Consider the following 21,105-nt stretch of genomic DNA (forward strand, 5'->3'; position numbering starts at 1 on the left):
TTGGACTATAACGCTTAACATTATACGACCGGCATTATCGAAAGCGCCGGTCGTCAATTGCAATCGTGATTTTCACCTGGCCCCCTTTCTCCACAATTTACTGACAATCATTCGATAGTGACTAGTCGGCGATAGTGCATCACATAGAAAGTCCCGGCAAAAAATGCCAGGACCTCTTCTTCTGATTCATATCAACCATGAGTTTAAACTATCAGCCGCATTTTTCTAATTTATCACGATGGATGCATTTTGGCGAAATCAATCATAGCCGCAACCTCTTCCGATGATGCGTCATCTCCGCCGGAAAAGCCCGTCACTTTAAAACGGATATTCCCTGCGGCATCAATTACGAACTTGGCGGGAATGCCTCTCACACCGAACGCCTCTACTGCCCTCTTTTTGCTACGGTCCACCGGCGCAAGATCCATGTACAATGGAAAAGGATAGTTATTGGCCGTCAGGTATGTTTTTGCGTCCTTCTGTGGGTCTTTTACCCGTTCCATAGTATGGATAAAAAGGAATTTCACTGCCGGGTCCTGCTGATACTTTTCTACCGCCAACTTCATCGCAGGAAAAGACGCTTTGCAGGGGCCGCACCAGGTGGCCCAGAAGTCCAATACGATGATCTTTCCACGAAAATCGGAAAGGACAACCTGCTTACCCGATTCGTCCAGCAATGTGAAAGCTGGTGCAGCCTCCTTTATGGCCAGCTTTTCGATGTCCTTTCGGATATCTGCATTCAGTTCATGTTGAATGGCTGTCACATACGCCTGACCATCTTTTCCGGGATATACTTTCGTATAAGCCGAAGCCAGGGCTGACCGGAAAACCGGATTACCAAGACCGCGCTTCACCAGCGTATCCAGTACAGGGTATGCTTCCTCCAGCAACCCTGCGCTAATGAGCGCATTAGCATAGGATCTGGTGAGGTCATCGCCCGGCTTACGACCATTTTTATAGGCAGCACGCAGGTACTTTATCGCCTCTTTGTTATCGCCGGACTTTTCCAATAACTGAGCATACAGCTCGTATAATTTCAGAGAGGCTTCATCCGTTTTGCCCCCATTATCCAACAGGGCGCCGGATCGGGACAGTTTGGATTGCAGTGCGGTGCGAGCCCCATTATAATCAAACTCCGTTACCATCTTATAAATAGCGCTGAAAAGCTTTGGAAAATATTCAGGAGTATGAAGACTATCGGCGTATTGCAACGCTAAATCCCCCTTTTTCTTCGAAGCTAACTGATAGGCGATCCAGTGATGAATATCGTCATAGTCTGCAGCCGGAAAATCGTGTTTATACGTAGCGAGGAGCTGCTGTTGTTTAAGTGGATCTTCCTCGCGCGAAACCACATCCTTACGTGCTTCTGCCGCCCAACGCCCGCGCGGGAAACGCGAAGCAGCAACCTTAAACAGACTATCCACCTTCTCCGGGTGCGCTTGCCAATGGTAACCGATTAACTGGTCAAACTGCTGCTCCGTGCCCTTACTAAGTTGCTGCAATTGCTGCTGTAGCCGCTGCGGGTTCTTTTCCGCCAATAACGCGGCCACTACAGTATCCTGCTGCTGCCCTCGGGCAAAAGCCGAGAGCAACAGCAGGCATATCGATATGATATACTTCATGTGATGCGTGTTTATTTTTTAGCAGCGGCCCGGTATTTCTCCAACGCCCTCTCATATTCTGTTACTGTGGTGCTGAGGATGGTGCCCAGGTATTTCCCTTCCTTCAGGGCGCTTTTTGCTTCGGCTACCGCCTTTTCTTCGGCACTTATAGCGGCGACTAGCGCGCGAATAGTTCACGAAAGCTGGTTTCGGCCATTTTACAATAATTGTTTTATTAAGGACGAAGCTGAAAAGGAGAAAGTAGGTAGTGTATTCAAAAATATTACGAGAAAATTTTGAGGATGCTCAAAATAGCAACGCCTAAGCCGGCTTTTTGCTTGATATACAGCGTAATAGCGTTTACGGACAGCTGCATATATGATTTTACCGTGGATATGGAAATTCCTAATAATTCCGCTATTTCGGCTTGTTTGAGCCGATCGCGCCGTGCAAGCAGGTAAACCTTTTGCTGTTGTGGCGGCAGGCGGTTAACGGCCTCGTCTATTAATGTATGGTAATCTGGCTCCTGGTCGGCTTCCGTTTGCGCTAAGCCCTGACCGAACGCCTGTTCCCGCGCTACGCGCGAGGCTGCTTTCCGTAACGCATCTACCGCCATATGTTTGGCCATTACCCAGAGGAATGGTTTAAACCGAGTGACGTAGGCCAGCGATTCGCGGCCCATCCATATTTTCAGAAATACCTCCTGCACCACTTCCTCCGCCAGCATCTCGGACCGGGTAACCCGAAGTACCAGAGTGGACAGCAAGGGATACCAGGTGTTAAAAAGGGTGGCGAAAGCGGCTTCATCTCCTCCAGCGATGCGCTGCAGGAGTTCACTTTCACTATTTAGATGGTTGGTGGTCAATATTTCCTACAATTTTAATAGGCAATTGCAAGTTGCGAAAAAAAAGTGAAAGGTAAAGGTAAAATGTTAATGTAAACGGTGCAATTGAAATGACCAAAACTGACATAAACGCATAGGAAGCCTATCATTGGCAGATCTCAGAGCTGATAAATAAAATCGTTCAGGAATGCGATGAGAGGTGTCAGAGACGTAGAATTCTTTCTCTTCAGGCTGAATAAATTGTATGCGTAGACATTCAATCCCTCAACTTTTCAACTTGATCCACATTCAGGTTGAAACGAAACTAGTCTGCCGTCGTTTGCTGAAAGCAGAAAAGCCGCACCAATCTTACGACTTATGCGGCTTTCGTGATTTCGCTGGGACTCGAACCCAGGGCCCATACATTAAAAGTGTATTGCTCTACCAACTGAGCTACGAAATCATTCCCTTTCCTAAAATTGGGATTGCAAAGGTAGGAAAATAGAGATCACTTCCAAATATTTAAGAAACTTTTTTCATTTGCCGCAATAGCGGATGCCAGATGTACACTAAACGTTACGCCCCAAACCCTTTACCAGCCTAATTGCGGTCAAGTATCCACACTCTCGGTTGATGCCCAGATAGATAACATACGTGTTGAAATTAATTAGTACTTTCCCACACGTATGAACTTTCACTTCTCACAGCAACACGGAAACGTACACTTTTTTTCAGGCGACAAAGTGATGTCCGAAATACTTGACGCACACGACTGGCAGGCTCCTCCCCTGGGCGCAATGGAGCAATGGCCGCAGCGCTTACGGCATATTGTAGCAATCCGCCTCAGAAGTCCGGCCCTCCCTGGTATATGCGCTCCAACGAAGACCTGCAGCAATTCGCACATGTGGCCTCGCACGACCTGAAAGAACCGCTGCGGAAGATCAAGTTCTTCATCAATCGTTTACAGAATGACGCGGAGACACACCTTTCCGATAACGGAAATGTGTTTCTTGACAAAGTTATCGCATCGGCACAGCGGATGTCATCGATGATAGAGGGCGTATTATCTTACTCCTCCACCACTTCCACTGAGGTACCGACCAGCCTCGTTAACCTGAATGGCGAAGATTACTTTAAGTGATAATGGCATTGGCTTCGAGCCGCAGTATGCGGCGAGCATCTTCCATACTTTACCCGCCTTATATATCCCACCTCCTATTAAATATTTAATAGCAACGCTCCATATTATATATACCCTCACCCGACACTCCATATTATATATACTACTGTCATTCTACTCATCATAATCAACCATCGGTTATTAACAATCAGTATCTTAATAAATAATGTGGATAACTATTAAAATTTTAATAGTTTTGTAAGGTGATAAATCTGGAATGGTATAGAACTTTTATTGCGATCTATCAGCAGGGCAATCTGACGAGAGCCGCTGAGGAACTGGTGATTTCGCAGCCGAATGTGAGTGTGCATCTCGCAGCACTTGAGCAATACGTGGGTGGGAAGTTGTTCGAGCGACTGCCCCGGCAGATGTTGCCCACCGAAATGGGGAAACAATTGTATACCCAGGTGGTACGGTCTGTAGAAAATTTGGGCGCTGTAGAGAGATCTTTTCAAAAACCAACACGCAGCAAGCGGCCGACTATTCGTTTAGGCGCTCCGTTAGAATTCTTTGATGTAAGGCTTAGCACCCGTATGAAAAAAGTCCCCTCGAGACTGGACGTATCTTTCGGTGTAGGAAAAGAGTTGCTGCAACAGTTATCAGAAGGAGGACTGGACTTCGTGATAGCCAGTCGCAAAGCCACCGACAAGAAACACCTGGTATACGAACCGGTGCTTACAGAGAAGCTGGTGATCGTAGCCAATAAGAAGACAGACCTGAAGGCTTTTCGGCAGCAGGTGCGGAATGAGGACTACGAAGCGATGGAGCAATGGTTATTGGCGCAGGATTGGTTTGCATACAGCAACGACCTGGCGTTGATCAGGCGTTTCTGGTTAACGAACTTTAATAAACGGCCGGTTATTACACCGAAATGTATCATTCCTAATTTGAGTGTGATATTAAAATCGATCAGTGAGGGCAAGGGTTTTAGCGTAGTGCCGGACTTCCTGGCGAAAGACTTTGCAAAGCAGGGTAAGATCACAATTGTGTGGGAAGGGATAGCAGATGCCTGCGATACGTTATACTTATCGTACGACAAGAGCAAAGTATCAGCGGCAAGAATAGAAGAAATGAGAGCGTTGGTAAACCTGTAGAAGCGCTACAGGAAAGGGATACACAGTAAGAGAAAAGCCGCATACATCTTGCGATATATACGGCTTTATGTGATTTCGCTGGGACTCGAACCCAGGGCCCATACATTAAAAGTGTATTGCTCTACCAACTGAGCTACGAAATCTTTCACTTTCGCACCGCTCTTTCTCAGATGCGGAGTGCAAAAGTAGGGATTATATGAATCACTCCAAATAATTTTTTAAGAATTTCCAAATCGTTTAATCCACATCGTTGAAATCTGAATAAAAAAAACACGGCTCAAATGCACGCCATTGCAAGATTTGCACGTTCTTTGCATTCGAATCCCGAATTGGTTTTTTAAGCAGGAAAAAAGGAAAGTAACGCTCGAAAATGTCTGTAGTCACACTCACATCCGATATAGGTTTACAAGATTATCTGGTAGCAGCCATGAAAGGCCAGCTGCTGCAAACCTGTCCGGATACACGTGTGATGGACATTTCACACCGCATCTCCCCTTTCAACCTGCCGCAAGCCGTGTACATTTTCAAAGGTGCATTCGACTACTATCCGGCTGGTACCTTTCACATCGTACTTATTAACCTGTTCGATAAGAAGCACGACCACATGCTGATTGCGCGGTTTAAAGATCAATACATCTGTTGTGCTGATAATGGTTTTATCACAATGATCGCAGGCAACCAGGCGCAGGAAATTATCCGATTGAATCTTGATCCGACGCTTTCGAAGACTACACTCAATGTGAGCGCTGCTTTTGCAGAAGCGATCAAAAGCATGTGTAATGGCGCTGCATTGTCGCAACTGGGGCCGACAGCGGAAGACATCATCGTAAAGAACAACCTGCAACCACTTACCGGTGCAGATTATCTCGAAGGACAAATCATTCACATCGACAATTTCGAAAACGTGATCGTCAACATCACCCGGGAACAGTTTGAAACGCACCGTGCAGGCCGCCGTTTCGCGATCATGTTCCGCAGGAATGAAATGATTACGACCATCAGCGAAACTTATGCGGATGTACCGGAAGGACAGAAAGTCGCCATGTTTAACTCCGCCGGCTACCTCGAAATTGCGGTGAACAAAGGTAATGCTGCCGGCCTCTTTGGTCTGCAGGGCTTCAGTCGTGAGCAACTCGTACAGAGTGCCACCTATCAACAGCTCGCCTACTATCAAACTGTAAGAGTCGCTTTTGAATAGGCGACTATTTCCGCTTATTGCGTTTACGCTCCCGGTTCTCTTGCTTAATCCTTTTCTTCACACCATCGTCAATCCCCCTGCCAGCCTCCATAGGCTTGAATAAAGCGCCCGAGGTATCCGGTGCAGGCGGCGCATCTTTTATCTGATATTTATGTGCAATATTAGCCGATAACCACTCGGTGAAATGAGGCGCCATGTGATGGGAATGATAAGACATGCGTGCTTTCCAGCCCACAGCCAGCTCCTTACGGCGATGCAGCGAAGCATAAATGATCGCGTTCACCACCTTATCTGGCTTATCGGGGGCGGCCATGCGTGGCGTACCGCCACTGTGATTCCCTGCATGTCGCCACCACGGCGTGTCCGCAGCCCAAGGCATAATTGTTACGACACGAATATACCTTTCATTGTTCAGGCGCAACTCCTGGTGAATGGCCTGTCCGAGGCTACGCACGCCTGCTTTCGAAGCGGAATACGAGCTTTGGTAAGCCAGGGGCACCTCGCTATCGATGGAACCAGTGTTAATCAGCGTGCCGAATTTTTGACTGCGAAACAAACGTATAGCCGCGTAACTACCATAAATCACGCCTTTGAGGTTAACGTCGATGAGTCGCGAGTGTTCTGCCAACGGTATTTCCCAGAAGCGACCGATGCTGCCTACTCCCGCATTATTGATCCATACATCCACCTTTTTAAATACAGCGACAGCAGTATCTGTCACCCGTTGAATGTCGTCTTCATTGCTTACATCGGCCGTTACTACCAGCGCTTTACCGCCCGCGGAGTCGATCCGCGCAGCGATTTCCTTTAGCAGCTCGGTACGACGGGCGACCAACACGACGGAGGCCCCGTACGTACCCAACTCTTCCGCTACGCCCCGCCCGAAGCCGCTGGAGGCGCCGGTGACTACGAATACTTTACCTGCTGTTTTACGCTGACCGGACTTACTGAGGTTGGCCGTGGCACAGCTGCCCAGCAAAACGGCCACCAGCACTAATGCGATGGGTGAGATCATTGACATGTTGCATCTTTAAAAGCTAGCATGCGCAAATGTTACACCGCGCTCCTACTCTTCCGCACAGAGTGGCCACAGGCTATCAACGGGCGATTACATGCCTGAACGAATGTCGCAAGAGGCTGCCGGGTAAACGGCGTGTTTTTACCCTATCGGCGGGCAAAGTTTTGCCTGCTCGCCTTCGATCGGCTCATTTGCACAAGTCGTTTCTCTTCCTATCTTACCTGCTCGTTTTACGGGCCTTTGGTGATACCGTTCAGCTGATGCACAAATGGTTACGGCCGGCTTTGACGGAAAAAACGTACTTTGCCGGCCGTAAATCTATAAGCTGAAACCAAAATGATCCTGCGTATCGTTAAAATGACTTTCCAGCCGGAGAGCATCACGACCTTTACCTCCCTGTTCGATAAACAGAAATCTGCCATCCGCCACTTTCCCGGATGTACCCACCTGGAGCTCTGGAACGAACTGGAGGCTCCCCATGTGTTTTTCACGTATAGTCACTGGGAAAACCCCGAAGCGCTTGAAAACTACCGTAATTCGGAACTTTTCAGGGAAACCTGGGCGGCCACCAAAATTTTATTTGCCGGCAAACCGGAAGCCTGGTCTGTCCGCAAAGCCACCGCAGCAGAAGGATAAATCACTCCTCTAATACGAAAAAATATATTTAGAAAAAGTTAAAACTGTAGTCAGGCGTTTCTTAATTGCTTAGTTTTTCTATTTTTGTCCGAATCTTAAATTAACCTTATGAATTTTAACAGGACCAATAACATAGTGGGCTGGATCGTTTGTATCATTGCCTGCGCGGTCTATCTTATGACAATGGAGGCTACCGGCAGTTTGTGGGACTGCGGTGAGTTCATTTCTGCAGCTTACAAAGTACAGGTACCTCACCCACCCGGCGCACCTTTATTCGTGTTGATCGGCCGCCTGTTCACCATCCCGTTCTCCCCTTCTGAAGCAGCCTTGGGCGTAAATATTATGTCGGCCCTCTCCAGCGGCTTCACGATATTGTTCCTGTTCTGGACGATCACCCACTTTGCCCGCCGTATTATGATCAAACCAGGCGAGGTGATCACCGGTGAAAAAATGACTGTAGTAATGGGCGCCGGTATTGTTGGCGCACTTGCTTATACTTTCTCTGATTCTTTCTGGTTCTCCGCTGTGGAAGGCGAGGTGTACGCGATGTCGTCACTCTTTACCGCACTGGTTTTCTGGGCTATCCTGAAATGGGAGCACGAAGCCGACCAGAAGTATGCCGACCGCTGGATCGTGTTCATCGCTTACCTGATGGGCCTCTCCATTGGTGTACACTTATTGAACCTCCTCACCATCCCTGCGATGGTAATGGTATACTACTTCAAACGCGGTAAAGTTACCGGCTGGGGCGCCTTCTGGGCTTTCGTGATCGGCTGTTTGATCACTGGCCTGGTGCAGAAGTTCGTGATCCAGGATACGATCAAAGTATCTGGTATGATGGACGTGTTCTTCGTGAACACCCTTGGTCTGCCGTTCTTCTCCGGTTTCGCGTTCTACTTTGTGGCTATCCTCGCTGTAATGGCGTACGGTTATAAAAACCCCAAGTTCGGTGTGTATGCACCGATTATACTGGTAGCTTCCGTGATCGTGATCCCGGCTTTATCTTCCGGCGATAAAGGTATCGTACGTGTGTTTAGGGTGATACTGACCCTGGGTGTACTGGCCCTGCCTTACATCCTGAATATGTTCAACGTGCAGCTGACGTCCGAAAAGATCAAACATGCGGTTCGACTGACCACTGCTTCGATCATCTTCCTGCTGCTGGGTTACTCTACTTACATTACCACCATGATCCGCTCCACCGCGAATCCGTCTGTGGACATGTATAACGTTGATAACCCGATTTCCCTCGTAGGTTACCTGGGTCGTGAGCAGTATGGCGACTTCCCGCTGGTATATGGCCAGGTGTTTACCGCCAGCCCGACTACCTGGGAAGAGAAAGGCAACATCTACGCCCGTGGCAACGATGGTAAATATGTGGTAGCGGGTACCAAAATGGAGCCGGTATATGCCGCTAAAGATAAAATGCTGTTCCCCCGCGTTTGGGACGCCAGCAACGACCAGGGTCACGCGGAGTACTACCGCGCATTCCTTGGCCTGAAAGAAGGCGAAGCGCCTACATTTGCGGATAACATTACGTTCTTTGTCAAATACCAGGTAAACTTCATGTACCTCCGTTACTTCTTCTGGAACTTCGTAGGTAAACAGAATGATACCCAGGGCTTTGGTAACGTAAGGGACGGTAACTGGATTACGGGCATCGCTCCTATCGACAACTTCCTGTACGGCGACCAGAGCGCTATGCCTGACAGCCTGAAGAACAACAAGGCCCGTAACGCCTTCTTCGCCTTACCGCTTATTCTTGGCCTGATCGGCTTCTTCTATCATTACTCACGTCATCGTAAAGACACACTGGTGGTTTCACTGCTGTTCTTCTTTACCGGCTTCGCGATCGTAATATATCTTAACCAGGCGGGTAACCAGCCGCGTGAGCGCGACTATGCTTACGTGGGGTCCTTCTACGCGTTTGCGGTGTGGATCGGTTTAGGTGTGATGAGCATCTATGAACTGCTCGCCAGCAAAATGAAAGCGGTGAAAGTGGCGGCTCCCCTGGCAGTGGCAGCTTGTCTGCTCGCAGCGCCTGTATTAATGGGTGCTGTAGGCTGGGACGACCACGACCGTTCGCAGAAAGTGCTGGCCCGTGACGTAGCCAAAGATTACCTCGAGTCCTGCGCACCGAACGCGATCCTGTTCACCGTAGGCGATAACGATACTTACCCGCTCTGGTATGCACAGGAAGTAGAAGGCATTCGTCCGGACATCCGCGTGATCAACCTGAGCCTGTTGGGTGTTGACTGGTATATTGAGCAGCAACGTAAAGCAGTGAACCAGAGCCCGGCGATCCCGATGACCTGGGGACCTGAGAAATACCGTGGCGAACGTAATAACTACGTGCGGTTCTATGATGCAGGCATCTTCCCCCAGGATAAGTTCTACAACCTGAAAGAGGTGATCAACTTTATGGGCTCCGACGACGAGCGTTATAAAGCACAACTGCAAAATGGCGAGCGTATCAACTTCCTGCCGACCAAAAACCTGTTCATTCCTGTAGATAGGGAAACCGTGCTTAAAAACGGTACCGTTTCTGCGGCAGACAGCGCGAACATTGAGTCGCAGGTGGGCTTTGTACTGCCTGAACGCAAAAGCATCCTGTACAAAAACGACCTCGCTGTATACGACATCATCGCGACCAACGAATGGAAACGTCCGATCTACTTCACCAGCCCGACTGACCTTGGCCTGGGCGATTACCTTCGTGTAGACGGTCTGACTTACCGCCTGGTGCCGATCCGCAGACAGCCTAACAACGAGCCGCTGCCGGGCCTGAGTGATAATGTAAACATCCCGGTTGCGTACGATAACCTGATGAACAAGTTCGTATTTGGTAACGCCGATAAACCAGGTGTATACTTCGACGAGCCGAACCGTCGTATGCTGCAGGGCATCCGTAACACCTATACGAAAGTAGGTGTGGCGCTGGCAAAAGAGAACGACCGTGAAAGAGCGCTGAAAGTACTGAACCGTTCAGACTCGATGCTTAACTCACCTAACTTCCCTTACGCCATGACGTCTCCGGGCAACGTACACAACATGTACTCCATGGAAGTAGTATACGCTTATTACCTGGCGGGTGATATGAAGAAAGGTAATGAGGTGCATGCACAGATCACGAAAGACCTGCAACAACAGCTCACCTACTACGCCCAGCTGCCTGCCAACCGCATGACCAACGACCTGCAGGACGACGCTCAACGCGCACAGCAGTTCCTGTACATGTTGGATGACATGAAGAAGCAGTTTAGCGGTGATACCACGCGTCAACTCGAGGGCCAGAGCCAGTTCCAGACCGGACCTGGTGCACCTGCGGGAGATTCGGGTAAGCAATAAAACGTATTAATTTAAGATAGCAGAAAGCGAAGGTCGTGAGGCCTTCGCTTTTTTGCTTTCAGGATTACTTCAACTTGCTGAATATTTGCACCATGGCTTGTTTATCGAGCGGGTCCATTTCCACGAGCTTCAATGATTTTACCATTTTTGCAGTAGCCGTTTTATAATGCAGGAAATGAGGTGTTTTCAGATGCGCTTCATAAGCCTTCCTGTTCGCGTAAATCTCAACGATCCTGATCTGGTCAGGCTGCTGTTGTTCTGCCATTGGGAAAATGGCAATGACCCCAGCTTCGATTTTTATGGAAGCTGCGGCTTCTTCCCTGAGGATGTCTTTGTACGTTTCCAGGTGTTCGGGCACTATTTCTATTTCTGCTATGCGCACCATTAGCTGATCATCGGTCGCTGTTTTTTGTGCAATGGCATTTGACAAGCCGAACGATAAGAAAAGCGCTGATATGATCTTTTTGAAAGAAGCTGAGCTCATGTTATTGAAATTTTGACAATTCAAAGGTAGGGCTTATCGGGTTGATGCCGTTGAAGGGAGCGTCGCAACGGCGGGTGAATAGCGGGAAGAAAGCTGACTGCATAAAAAAGCCCCGGCTTCCGCCAGGGCTCTATAAATAAGTTAAGCAACGACTACAGCTTCTTTACGATCGCTCTGAAGTTCTCTACGCTTGCTTTTACTTCGGGCACGCTGTTGTACCAGTTGTGTTCGTACTCGGCGGAGAAAACGCCTTTGAATCCTTGCTTCTTCAGTTCCCTCATCACACCTTCTACGTTGCTTACGCCGGTGCCCCAGATTACGTCGTGGGCTTTGGGCGCTTTTTCGTTCAGGTCTTTAAAGTGCAGGCTGTGGATGTGACCTTCGAGTTTTTGGATGCACTCCACTGGGTCGAGGCCGGAGCGTACCCAGTGGCCGATATCGGCGCAGGCACCCATGAGCGGGCTGCGGCCTTTGATGGCGGCGAGTACGGTATCAGGATGCCAGTAGTGGCTTGGTTTCGGGTGGTCGTGAATCGCGAGTTTGATCTGGTATTTGTCGCAAAGGCCAGATACGATATCGAGGTGCTCTTTACGCGGTTCGGCGGTGATGATGCCAATGCCCATGTCTTTTGCGAACTTGAAGGTTTGCTCCCACTCTTCTGCGTTACGGGCGTTTACTACGCCAAATGCCACCGCCTTGATCTTATGGCTTTTCAGCAGGTCGAGCACTTTCTTTTGCGTGGCAGCGTCCATATCCACCCGCATTTTACCTTCGATGCCACCGCCGAGCGTTTGACCGGGATAACATTCAACGTAGCTGAGTCCGCAGGAATCCAGTTTATTGAGAGCTTCCGCCAGGGTAAAGCGGTTAAATGTGTAAGATTGTGCGCCGAGCTTCCAGCCGAGTTTGGCGGATGCCTTGTCTTGTGCCTTCGACGTGGATGGAACGGCCCACAGAGCGCCGGCCAGCGCCAGGACCATTGTCAGTTTTTTCATACGAAACATCATGTTTAGGCTACCAAAATAACCTGTTTAGGGGACTAATGCAACAAAAAAGCCCGCGCCGTGATGAACGGCAGTATTGTTCACAAAATGGCAGGGAATTGGACCGTCTAAATGCTTTGTATGCTTCCGGAAAATTATTTGTAATTTAGTTAAGATATAGGAGAGATTATGAGAGGAACCGCATTTTTTAAGTTTGATCCGGCAGACGGGGCTAAACCGCCCTTCGAAAGGCTACTAGAAACCTTTACCCAGCTTTTGACTTACACCAGCGGCGACGCTGCCGAGGCATTGCAGTGGCTCACCGCCCTGGATAAAGAATACCAGCTTACCGACAAGAATTACGGAATCGGGGACTTCGTGCAGGACCTGAAGGATAAAGGCTACCTGAAAGAGAATGAGGAGAACGGGGAGATAAAAATCACCTCCAAAGCCGAGCAAACCATCCGCAAGAAGGCACTGGAAGAGATTTTCGGCCGGTTGAAACGCAGTAATACAGGCGACCACAATACCCGCAAATCCGGCTTGGGTGACGAGCAGAATGCAGAAACACGACCTTTCGAATTTGGCGACGGCCTGGAAAAGATCGACGTTACGGCATCTATCCGTAATGCGCAGATCAACCATGGTGTAGACAGCTTCCGCATCCAGCAGGACGACCTGGAGATCCGCGAAACCGACTTCAAGACGCAGACTTCCACCGCGCTGATGATCGACATTTCCCATTCCATGATTTTGTACGGCGAAGACCGCATCACACCAGCCAAAATGGTAGCGATGGCGCTGAGCGAACTGATAACCACGCGGTATCCGAAAGATACGCTGGACATCATCGTTTTTGGTAACGACGCCTGGCAGATCGAGATCAAGGACTTGCCCTACCTGCAGGTGGGACCGTACCACACCAATACCGTGGCCGGCCTCGAAATGGCGATGGACATCCTGCGGCGCAGGCGCAACCCGAATAAGCAAATCTTTATGATCACCGACGGGAAGCCAACCTGTTTGAAAGTAGGCCGGCAGTATTATAAGAACAGCTTCGGGCTGGACCGTAAAATACTGAACCGCACGTTGAACCTGGCGGCGCAATGCAAAAAGCTGAAGATCCCGATCACCACCTTTATGGTGGCCACCGATCCGTGGTTGCAGCAGTTCGTGAAAGAATTTACAGAAACCAATAACGGGAAAGCCTTCTTTTCCGGTACCGATAAACTGGGACAATTCCTCTTCTACGATTTCGAAAACAACAAAAGAAAGCTATTCTAATTAAACACAGGAGAACAAGAGATGGAGCATATCAAAACACTTGGAGCGTTAAGGAAGGCGGGGTACCAACCGAAGAGCGTTAAAGAAGAGATCAGGCAGAACCTGATGTTAAAATTGAAGAAGAAGGAAAGTACATTTCCCGGCATCGTAGGATACGAGGATACCGTAATACCCGATACGGAAAGGGCCTTACTTTCCCGCCACAACATCCTGTTCCTGGGCCTTCGCGGACAGGCGAAAACGCGTATGGCGCGGCAAATGATCGACTTACTGGACGAATATATACCTGTAGTAGCAGGCTCGGAGGTGAACGACAATCCGTTTGAACCCCTCTCCCGCTATGCACGCGACCTGGTGGCCGAAATGGGCGACGATACGCCGATCGAGTGGCTGAGCAGGGACCAGCGCTACGGTGAAAAACTGGCTACACCGGACGTGTCTGTGGCAGACCTTATCGGCGACATTGATCCCATTAAGGCTGCCAACTTAAAACTGAGTTATGCGGATGAAAGAGTGATCCACTTCGGCATCATCCCACGCTCTAACCGCGGCATCTTCGTGATCAACGAGCTGCCCGACTTGCAGGCGCGTATCCAGGTATCGCTGTTTAATATCCTGCAGGAAGGCGACATCCAGTTCCGTGGATTTAAAGTGCGTATGCCGCTCGACATCCTGTTCGTGTTCACCGCTAACCCGGAGGACTACACGAACCGTGGTGCGATCGTAACGCCGTTGAAAGACAGGATCGAAAGCCAGATCATTACCCACTACCCGAAGAATATAGAAAACTCACTCGTTATTACCGAACAGGAAGCGCGTATACATGACGAACAAAAATCGCGTGTAACCATGGCTCCCCTGGTAAAACGCCTGGTGGAACAAGTAGCGTTCGAAGCGCGCAACAGCGAGCTGGTTGATAAAAAGAGCGGCGTATCTGCCCGTTTAACGATTGCTGCATTTGAAAATGCCGTGAGCGCAGCGGAACGTAGAGCCATCATCAACAACGAGAAAAGTACTTATGTACGTGTAACCGACCTGCTGGGCATTGTGCCGGCCATCACCGGTAAAATAGAACTGGTGTACGAAGGCGAGCAGGAAGGTCCGTTACAGGTGGCGTATAACCTGGTTGATAAATCCATCCGCAGTGTATTTGCCCACTACTTCCCGAACCCGGATTCGTTTAAGAAGAAGAAAGGCGGGGCCGACAACAACCCTTATCGCGCTATCGTACAATGGTTCGACGCAGGCAATGCGGTGCACCTCATGCAGGACGCGACCGACAAAAAGTACGAGGAATCGCTGAAAAAAGTAACCGGCTTATCCGAAATGGTATCTTCGGTATTCCCGAAAGCGACCAATAAGGAACTATTATTGTGGATGGAACTGGTGTTGCACGGACTGGCGGCACACAGCCTGCTCAGCAAAAAAACAGTGGAAACGGAAACCCGCTTCTCCGACCTGTTGGGTACGATGATGAATTTTAATACGAGCAACGACCGCGACCTGGACGAAGAGGAAGACCGCTTCTAAAAGGATCGCATTTAACTTATACAACGCCTTTCGTGGTTTACTACTGCGAAAGGCGTTTTAGTTAGATGTGTAGCCTGTTATCAAAATTATTATTCGTGTCAGAAAAACACTATATTGTTTCTTATTCCACATCACTGATAATTGATAAATCATGACACATTCCAGACGACAATTCCTGTCCACAGCCTCCATGCTGATGGCTGGAGCTGCCCTCCCCTCCGCCCTGCATGGCTTTCATCGCGTAGCGGCTGCCGATAAACTGAACGTTGGCGCCATTGGTATTAACGGCATGGGCTGGTCCGACCTCAATTCCATTCTTAAAGTATCCGGCGTAAACTGCATCGGCATTTGCGATGTTGATAAATCCGTCATCGATAAACGCCTGGGCGACCTGGCAAAACAAAACCAAAAGCCGACTGTTTACAGCGACTACCGCAAACTGCTGGAGAATAAAGATATCGATGCCGTGATCATCGGCACACCCGACCACTGGCATTGCCTGCAAATGGCAGACGCTGTTGCCGCCGGCAAACACGTGTATGTAGAAAAGCCGATCGGCAATTCCATCGCAGAATGTAACGTGATGGTCGCTGCACAGGAAAAAAGCGGCAAAGCTGTACAGGTGGGCCAATGGCAACGCAGCCAGAAACACTTTAACGACGCCATCGCGTTCGTGCACAGTGGCAAACTGGGGCAAGTAAGGCTGGTGAAAGTGTGGGCTTACATGGGCTGGATGAAACCGGTGCCTGTGCAACCAGACGGTACGCCTCCTGCAGGTGTAGACTATGCACAATGGCTCGGTCCCGCGGAAAAGAGACCGTTCAACCCGAACCGTTTCCACTTCAACTTCCGCTGGTTCTGGGATTATGCGGGCGGCCTGATGACCGACTGGGGCGTGCACCTGATCGACTATGCACTGTATGGTATGAAAGCAAAATATCCAAAGTCGGTGATGGCTTCCGGTGGCAAGTTTGCTTACCGGGACGATGCAGCGGAAACTCCAGATACCCTCACCACCGTGTACGAGTTCGACGGCTTCAATATGCTGTGGGAACATGCTACCGGTATCGACAACGGTCCGTACGGCCGCACGCACGGCATTGCGTTCGTTGGTAACAACGGCACCCTCGTACTGGATCGTGGTGGCTGGGAAGTGATTCCTGAGAAAGGTAAAATGGAAGCGGTGCCTTACACCAAATCCGTGGACAATGGCCTTGATCTGCATACCAAAAACTTTGTAGACGTGATCAGGTCGGGCAACCTCAACGATTTGAAGACCCCTATCCAAACCGGCGCGTTAGTTGCGGTAAATGCTCAAATGGGCAACATTGCGTATAAAACAGGAAAAAAGGTATATTGGGACGGTCAAAAAGGCCAGTTTACCGATAAAGACGCTAACAAATACTTGTCGGCGGGTTATCATAACGGCTATAAATTACCGAAAGTTTAAATTCTAATAATACCCACATCATGCAGAAAAGATTCCTATTAGGGGCCGCACTGTCCTTGTTTTGCGCAACAAGCTTCGCCCAGGAAAACAAAGCGAAAATGAAACCAGAAGACACAGAGGTTTGGTCACCCGTTCCGAAAAAAGTAACGCCTGGCGCTAACAATACCGCGCCTTCCGACGCGATCGTACTGTTCGACGGTAAAAACCTCGACGCATGGACGAAAGACAATGGCTCACCGGCCCATTGGACCGTTGGCGATGGCGCAATGACCGTTGCGAAAGGCGGCGGTATCAAAACCAAACAACAATTCGGCAGCTTCCAGCTGCATATCGAATGGCGCTCCCCCGCTAAAGTGGTGGGTGAAGGCCAGGGCCGCGGTAACTCCGGCATCTTTATGCAGGAATTGTATGAACTGCAGGTACTGGATAGCTACGAAAGCAAAACCTACTCTAACGGTCAGGCAGGCTCATTTTACAAACAACGCATCCCCCTGGTAAATCCGACCAAGGGCCCGGGGGAGTGGCAAACCTACGACGTAATCTGGACTGCCCCTGTGTTTAATGCAGATGGCATCCTGGTATCGAAAGCCCGTGCTACCGTACTGCTGAACGGCGTTCTGGTACAGAACAACGTGGAACTGGACGGCCCTACAGAATACATTGGTATTCCAAAATACGTGGCGCATGGCAAGAAAAGCATCGCGCTGCAGGACCACGGCAATCCTGTTAGCTTCAGGAATGTATGGATCAGGGAGTTGTAATTTTCTGATGAAAAATATGGAAGGGCTGGTCATAGACCGGCCCTTTTTTTATGCCGGGACATCAACTGATTTATTATCTTTCGGTATGCGACTAACCGCTTATCTCTTTCTCCTATTTACCACGTTGCCCACCATTTGTTTCAGCCAACAGGCAGATGAGCAACTGGAGCAGATCATTCACCGTTTTGGCGAAAAGAGCCGGGTGCGGGCGCTGCCTGCAGTGTACCTGCACCTCGACAAAACCGTGTACGTACGTAATGAACACATCTGGTTTACCGCTTACCTGATCAACGGGGCGCCTGAAACCGCCCATACCTTATATGTTTCCCTCACCGACCCGATGAAAAAGCGCACCGTACTACGCGAGCAATTTGTGCTGAGCAACTTCCTGGCACAGGGTTACCTGATGCTGCCCGACAGCCTGGAAACCGGGGAATATCGCCTCACCGCCTATACGAACAGCTATTTGCAAGACCAGCGACAGGAAGTATTTCAGCAGGCGATCAGTGTAAGGGCACCGGACAAAAGCCGGTTACAGGTGGCGGATATGAGTCAGCCCGGGGATTACGGGCAGCCGTTAAAAGTAAAATATAAAGTCACCAACTACGAACAAAAACCGGCAGATAAAGAAGACTTCGTGTATGCGTTATACATGAATAACCGGATGCTGGATTCCGGCCGTAAAAAGACCGATATATGGGGCGAGGTACCCTTGCAACTAAAGGCGCCGCCGGATACGGTGAGCGAACTTGTGTTGGATGTAAAAGCCTATTACAAAAACGAATCGAAATCTACCCGCCTGCCGGTGGCGATGAATGAACCGCTGCGTATGCGCTGGTTCCCGGAAGGCGGGCAACTGGTAGAAGGCAGAAGAATGCGCGTAGCTTTCGAGATCACCGAGAAAGGCCGGGCGTTGGCGGTTTCAGGCACCTTGTTCGCAGATGGGTTGCCTGTCACCACCTTCACCTCCAATACGGCTGGCCGCGGCTGGATGTATTTTGTACCGTTTGCCGGCAAAAAGTACACCGTACAACTAAACGACCGTAAAACAGCAGTAACGGCCGCGTTACCGGAGATTAAACCCGACGGGTACACGCTGTTCGTTACCACAGGCCTGCCAGGCGATACGCTCACGGCAGAAATCACGGCGCCGAAGGACGAAAACGATTGTTACGTTGTTCTGCACAACTACCACGAAGCCTTCTTTTCCGGCGCGGTAAACCTGCCGCAGGGCGCGGCACGCATCAAAATACCTTTACATGATATGCCGCGCGGCATGGCAAACCTTACCTTGTTCGATAAACAAGGCGAACCGGTGGCAGAACGGGCAGTGATGCTGCAGAACGCGAAACGCCTGAACGTGAGCATCACTACAGATTCTGCTGAGTACCATACCCGATCGAAAGTGAAAACGACAATCAAAGTCACCAACAATAAAGGAGAGCCGGTAAAGGCCGTACTATCAGTGGGCATGGCGCTCGACAAACGCATCGACACCTTACGTTTCCGGAATATTGACCGGTACTATTACTTCGAACAACACCTGCCGGCCGCTACCCTGTTGCCTGCACATCGTTTCTTTGAGAACGAGCAGCAGCTGGAAGAACTTTTGCTCACCAAATGCTGGACGCGCTATCAACCCAAAGCGGAGCCACTGCCAGCACCGCAGGTATACGACGAAAACCTGCATGGACAGGTATTGTTGCGGCAAAAGCCGTTGAGGCGGCCCGCTACGATGTTGTTACTGAGCACCGAAAGCTCTTCGCTCCTGACCACCGATTCGGCCGGACGGTTTCGCATTTCGTACGAGCAGCTGCGCGGGCCGGCAGATACAAAATTCTCCATCACCGCATTGGGCGGCGAGCGGCGTACGGAGCTGCAGGATTATTCAGTAGTGTTGGACAAGAACCCGCTGGACACGCTGAACAGGCAACTCACAGAAGTGTATATTCCCTATCAGCCTTTGAAAGAAGACATCTTATCCGCAGAAGAAAAAATAAAGATGAAGTCGATGCTGAAGGAAGTAGTGGTGAAAGCGCGCAACGAGGACTACTATAACGAGTTTCGCAGCAAGACCTGCAACGACTGGGTATGCATGTACAACGTGCTTAACTGCCGCAATCACCCTTACGGCACCAAACCGGAGAGCGGCATGCAATATAAATATGGCAGCGGCATGGTTACCTATCGCGCCTGCGCGCAGGACAGTGCAGCCGCTACGGCTTTCATGAAAAAGATACACGGCACCTGGTATACGAAAGAGTTTTACCTGGCGGACTACAGCACCTTTAATCCACCCGACCCCGAAATGCATACGACCATCTACTGGAACCATAGTGCGATGACCGACAATAATGGCGAACTGCATTTAAGTTTTTACACCAATGACCTTACCGGGCGTTTCGCCTTTATTGCAGAAGGTTTCAGCGACGAGGGTGTCATGAGCGGGCGGGGATGGATAAGGGTGGTAGATAAATAAACGGAGGCCGTGCCAGAGGGCACAGCCACATTTCTTTTGTGAATTTTTAATTCATTTGAGAGCACTAATAAAATTAACTGGCCTGGCTGAAAAGCGCGGGCCCTAACATAGTCTGTAAGCGAAGATTAAAAAATCTTAAAGTTGTCATATAACATCTAGGTATAGGGAGCAAATACATGTCCTAATCGTCAATTAAAATCTTAATATCATGCCCCCCACCCTGAACTTCAAGCCGTTTAATGCCGGGCGCCGGAGTGCCGGGCCTTAATCCGATTCAAAAAAAACAAGGGGGAGCCGTGATGTAACAAACAACGGTCTCCTGGAGACCGCAGGTCAACATTGGATGCAACTAAACTTCTTCGTATTGATTGACACAGGTACTTCTCTTTAACTACGATGTAAAAATATAGCAGCGATATCCTATTGTATAGTACAAATTGGCAGCTGTAGTGCTTTATTTTATAAGCGCGTCAAAAAAGAGATAGCTGTTATTTTAAGCGGGCAAGAAATTCGGCTTTTTTGCGGACAGATACTTCCAGCACCCGGCCGTCGGTCATTTCTACGCTGCCGCCTTTGCCGTTATGGTATTTCCTTACGTGGTTCAGGTTAACGAGGTGGGAGTCGTGGATGCGGCAAAACGTTTCTGACGGCAGCTGTGCTTCAAATTCCTTGAGGCTGCCAGACACCAGCAGGCTACTGCCCTTCTGGAACCCAAAGCGGGTGTAAGCGCCCTCCGCACTGCAATATAGTATTTCCTCGAACGCATAGAGCGTAAACCCTTCTTTATCGCGCAGCGCGATCTTACCCAGCGGTTTATCGGGCCGCAGCTGGGGGATTAATTCATTCAAACGGTTGCCAATGTCCTGCTCACGGATGCGTTTTTCGGCTTTGCTGACGGCACGGCGCAGATCGTCTATTTCGATGGGTTTGAGGATAAAGTCGAGGGCATTGTATTTAAAGCCTTTTACGGCGTAGTGATCGTGCGCGGTGACAAGTATCACTTCAAAATTTACAGGGCTTAAGCGATCTAACAGATCGAAGGCGTTGCCGGTATGCATTTCTATATCGAGGAACACCAGTTGGGGACGAACGGTGGCAATAACGTCTACCGCCTCATCGAGGGTCTCCGCTTTTCCCGATACGGTAATGTCCGGGCAGTATTGGTTCAGCATCTTCTTTAGCAGCGATAAATTTCTTGGTTCGTCATCTACTAATACGCATTTGATCATCATAACG

The 21,105-nt window shown here is 49.6% G+C and carries 16 protein-coding genes and 2 tRNA genes; 10 read left to right on the forward strand and 8 right to left on the reverse strand.

From position 1 onward, the window contains the following. Positions 1–233 precede the first annotated feature (233 nt). From MKQ68_RS11880 to MKQ68_RS11890, 3 genes are all read right to left on the reverse strand, one after another. On the reverse strand, positions 234–1,622 hold the full coding sequence (locus MKQ68_RS11880) for a TlpA disulfide reductase family protein (RefSeq protein ID WP_244844523.1): 1,389 nt from the start codon (positions 1,620–1,622) through the stop codon (positions 234–236). Positions 1,623–1,884: 262 nt separating this feature from the next. Next, entirely contained in the window at positions 1,885–2,466 is a 582-nt protein-coding gene (locus MKQ68_RS11885) for an RNA polymerase sigma factor (protein ID WP_264283481.1), read from the reverse strand. A gap of 348 nt (positions 2,467–2,814) precedes the next feature. Next, positions 2,815–2,887, reverse strand: a tRNA-Lys gene (locus tag MKQ68_RS11890). A gap of 342 nt (positions 2,888–3,229) precedes the next feature. Between MKQ68_RS11890 and MKQ68_RS11895 the strand changes: the two genes are divergently transcribed. Both MKQ68_RS11895 and MKQ68_RS11900 read left to right on the forward strand, forming a co-directional pair. Continuing rightward, complete coding sequence (locus tag MKQ68_RS11895; protein ID WP_264283482.1) at positions 3,230–3,565, forward strand: sensor histidine kinase; 336 nt, start codon at positions 3,230–3,232, stop codon at positions 3,563–3,565. A gap of 242 nt (positions 3,566–3,807) precedes the next feature. Continuing rightward, the gene (locus tag MKQ68_RS11900) at positions 3,808–4,698 is read left to right on the forward strand and encodes a LysR family transcriptional regulator (protein WP_264283483.1); all 891 of its coding nucleotides are present in this window, start codon (positions 3,808–3,810) and stop codon (positions 4,696–4,698) included. Positions 4,699–4,768: 70 nt separating this feature from the next. Here the strand turns inward: MKQ68_RS11900 and MKQ68_RS11905 are convergent. Continuing rightward, positions 4,769–4,841: transfer RNA gene (locus MKQ68_RS11905), tRNA-Lys, on the reverse strand. Positions 4,842–5,068: 227 nt separating this feature from the next. Between MKQ68_RS11905 and MKQ68_RS11910 the strand changes: the two genes are divergently transcribed. After that, positions 5,069–5,896 carry an SAM hydrolase/SAM-dependent halogenase family protein gene (locus MKQ68_RS11910; RefSeq protein ID WP_244844512.1) on the forward strand — a complete coding sequence of 276 codons (828 nt, stop codon included), beginning with the start codon at positions 5,069–5,071 and terminating at the stop codon, positions 5,894–5,896. A 4-nt stretch (positions 5,897–5,900) separates the two neighbouring features. On the opposite strand, the gene MKQ68_RS11915 is transcribed toward MKQ68_RS11910, so the two are convergent. Further along, a complete protein-coding gene (locus tag MKQ68_RS11915) occupies positions 5,901–6,917 on the reverse strand; it encodes an SDR family NAD(P)-dependent oxidoreductase (RefSeq protein WP_264283484.1) in 1,017 nt (338 codons plus the stop codon). A 333-nt stretch (positions 6,918–7,250) separates the two neighbouring features. Between MKQ68_RS11915 and MKQ68_RS11920 the strand changes: the two genes are divergently transcribed. Both MKQ68_RS11920 and MKQ68_RS11925 read left to right on the forward strand, forming a co-directional pair. Next, on the forward strand, positions 7,251–7,550 hold the full coding sequence (locus MKQ68_RS11920; RefSeq protein ID WP_264283485.1) for a putative quinol monooxygenase: 300 nt from the start codon (positions 7,251–7,253) through the stop codon (positions 7,548–7,550). A gap of 108 nt (positions 7,551–7,658) precedes the next feature. Beyond that, on the forward strand, positions 7,659–10,898 hold the full coding sequence (locus tag MKQ68_RS11925) for a glycosyltransferase family 117 protein (RefSeq protein ID WP_264283486.1): 3,240 nt from the start codon (positions 7,659–7,661) through the stop codon (positions 10,896–10,898). A gap of 64 nt (positions 10,899–10,962) precedes the next feature. Here the strand turns inward: MKQ68_RS11925 and MKQ68_RS11930 are convergent, their stop codons facing one another. Then, complete coding sequence (locus MKQ68_RS11930; protein WP_264283487.1) at positions 10,963–11,382, reverse strand: putative quinol monooxygenase; 420 nt, start codon at positions 11,380–11,382, stop codon at positions 10,963–10,965. A 152-nt stretch (positions 11,383–11,534) separates the two neighbouring features. Beyond that, complete coding sequence (locus MKQ68_RS11935; RefSeq protein ID WP_264283488.1) at positions 11,535–12,377, reverse strand: sugar phosphate isomerase/epimerase family protein; 843 nt, start codon at positions 12,375–12,377, stop codon at positions 11,535–11,537. 177 nt (positions 12,378–12,554) lie between these two features. On the opposite strand from MKQ68_RS11935, the gene MKQ68_RS11940 reads away from it, so the two are divergent. The 5 genes from MKQ68_RS11940 to MKQ68_RS11960 all read left to right on the forward strand — a co-directional run bounded on the left by MKQ68_RS11940 (position 12,555) and on the right by MKQ68_RS11960 (position 19,869). Further along, the gene (locus tag MKQ68_RS11940) at positions 12,555–13,649 is read left to right on the forward strand and encodes a vWA domain-containing protein (RefSeq protein WP_264283489.1); all 1,095 of its coding nucleotides are present in this window, start codon (positions 12,555–12,557) and stop codon (positions 13,647–13,649) included. A gap of 21 nt (positions 13,650–13,670) precedes the next feature. Next, on the forward strand, positions 13,671–15,179 hold the full coding sequence (locus MKQ68_RS11945) for a magnesium chelatase ATPase subunit I (RefSeq protein ID WP_264283490.1): 1,509 nt from the start codon (positions 13,671–13,673) through the stop codon (positions 15,177–15,179). A gap of 151 nt (positions 15,180–15,330) precedes the next feature. Beyond that, a complete protein-coding gene (locus MKQ68_RS11950; protein ID WP_264283491.1) occupies positions 15,331–16,629 on the forward strand; it encodes a Gfo/Idh/MocA family protein in 1,299 nt (432 codons plus the stop codon). Between the two features lie 98 nt (positions 16,630–16,727). Next, positions 16,728–17,390, forward strand: a complete 663-nt coding sequence (locus MKQ68_RS11955; RefSeq protein WP_264283492.1) for a 3-keto-disaccharide hydrolase — start codon at positions 16,728–16,730, stop codon at positions 17,388–17,390. An 85-nt stretch (positions 17,391–17,475) separates the two neighbouring features. Continuing rightward, positions 17,476–19,869, forward strand: coding sequence for an alpha-2-macroglobulin family protein (locus tag MKQ68_RS11960; protein ID WP_264283493.1), 2,394 nt, complete (start codon positions 17,476–17,478; stop codon positions 19,867–19,869). A 488-nt stretch (positions 19,870–20,357) separates the two neighbouring features. On the opposite strand, the gene MKQ68_RS11965 is transcribed toward MKQ68_RS11960, so the two are convergent. After that, positions 20,358–21,101 carry a LytR/AlgR family response regulator transcription factor gene (locus MKQ68_RS11965; RefSeq protein ID WP_264283494.1) on the reverse strand — a complete coding sequence of 248 codons (744 nt, stop codon included), beginning with the start codon at positions 21,099–21,101 and terminating at the stop codon, positions 20,358–20,360. Positions 21,102–21,105 lie beyond the last annotated feature (4 nt).

Source organism: Chitinophaga horti (assembly GCF_022867795.2).
GTDB classification, from domain to species: Bacteria; Bacteroidota; Bacteroidia; order Chitinophagales; family Chitinophagaceae; genus Chitinophaga; species Chitinophaga horti.

What these genes read in the sequence shown, in the direction of transcription:
- MKQ68_RS11880 (WP_244844523.1), bottom strand. Translation starts at nt 1,622, where the DNA reads ATGAAGTATATCATATCGATATGCCTGCTGTTGCTCTCGGCTTTTGCC.
- MKQ68_RS11895 (WP_264283482.1), top strand. Translation starts at nt 3,230, where the DNA reads ATGGCCGCAGCGCTTACGGCATATTGTAGCAATCCGCCTCAGAAGTCC.
- MKQ68_RS11910 (WP_244844512.1), top strand. Translation starts at nt 5,069, where the DNA reads ATGTCTGTAGTCACACTCACATCCGATATAGGTTTACAAGATTATCTG.
- MKQ68_RS11915 (WP_264283484.1), bottom strand. Translation starts at nt 6,917, where the DNA reads ATGTCAATGATCTCACCCATCGCATTAGTGCTGGTGGCCGTTTTGCTG.
- MKQ68_RS11920 (WP_264283485.1), top strand. Translation starts at nt 7,251, where the DNA reads ATGATCCTGCGTATCGTTAAAATGACTTTCCAGCCGGAGAGCATCACG.
- MKQ68_RS11925 (WP_264283486.1), top strand. Translation starts at nt 7,659, where the DNA reads ATGAATTTTAACAGGACCAATAACATAGTGGGCTGGATCGTTTGTATC.
- MKQ68_RS11930 (WP_264283487.1), bottom strand. Translation starts at nt 11,382, where the DNA reads ATGAGCTCAGCTTCTTTCAAAAAGATCATATCAGCGCTTTTCTTATCG.
- MKQ68_RS11935 (WP_264283488.1), bottom strand. Translation starts at nt 12,377, where the DNA reads ATGAAAAAACTGACAATGGTCCTGGCGCTGGCCGGCGCTCTGTGGGCC.
- MKQ68_RS11940 (WP_264283489.1), top strand. Translation starts at nt 12,555, where the DNA reads ATGAGAGGAACCGCATTTTTTAAGTTTGATCCGGCAGACGGGGCTAAA.
- MKQ68_RS11945 (WP_264283490.1), top strand. Translation starts at nt 13,671, where the DNA reads ATGGAGCATATCAAAACACTTGGAGCGTTAAGGAAGGCGGGGTACCAA.
- MKQ68_RS11950 (WP_264283491.1), top strand. Translation starts at nt 15,331, where the DNA reads ATGACACATTCCAGACGACAATTCCTGTCCACAGCCTCCATGCTGATG.
- MKQ68_RS11955 (WP_264283492.1), top strand. Translation starts at nt 16,728, where the DNA reads ATGAAACCAGAAGACACAGAGGTTTGGTCACCCGTTCCGAAAAAAGTA.
- MKQ68_RS11960 (WP_264283493.1), top strand. Translation starts at nt 17,476, where the DNA reads ATGCGACTAACCGCTTATCTCTTTCTCCTATTTACCACGTTGCCCACC.
- MKQ68_RS11965 (WP_264283494.1), bottom strand. Translation starts at nt 21,101, where the DNA reads ATGATGATCAAATGCGTATTAGTAGATGACGAACCAAGAAATTTATCG.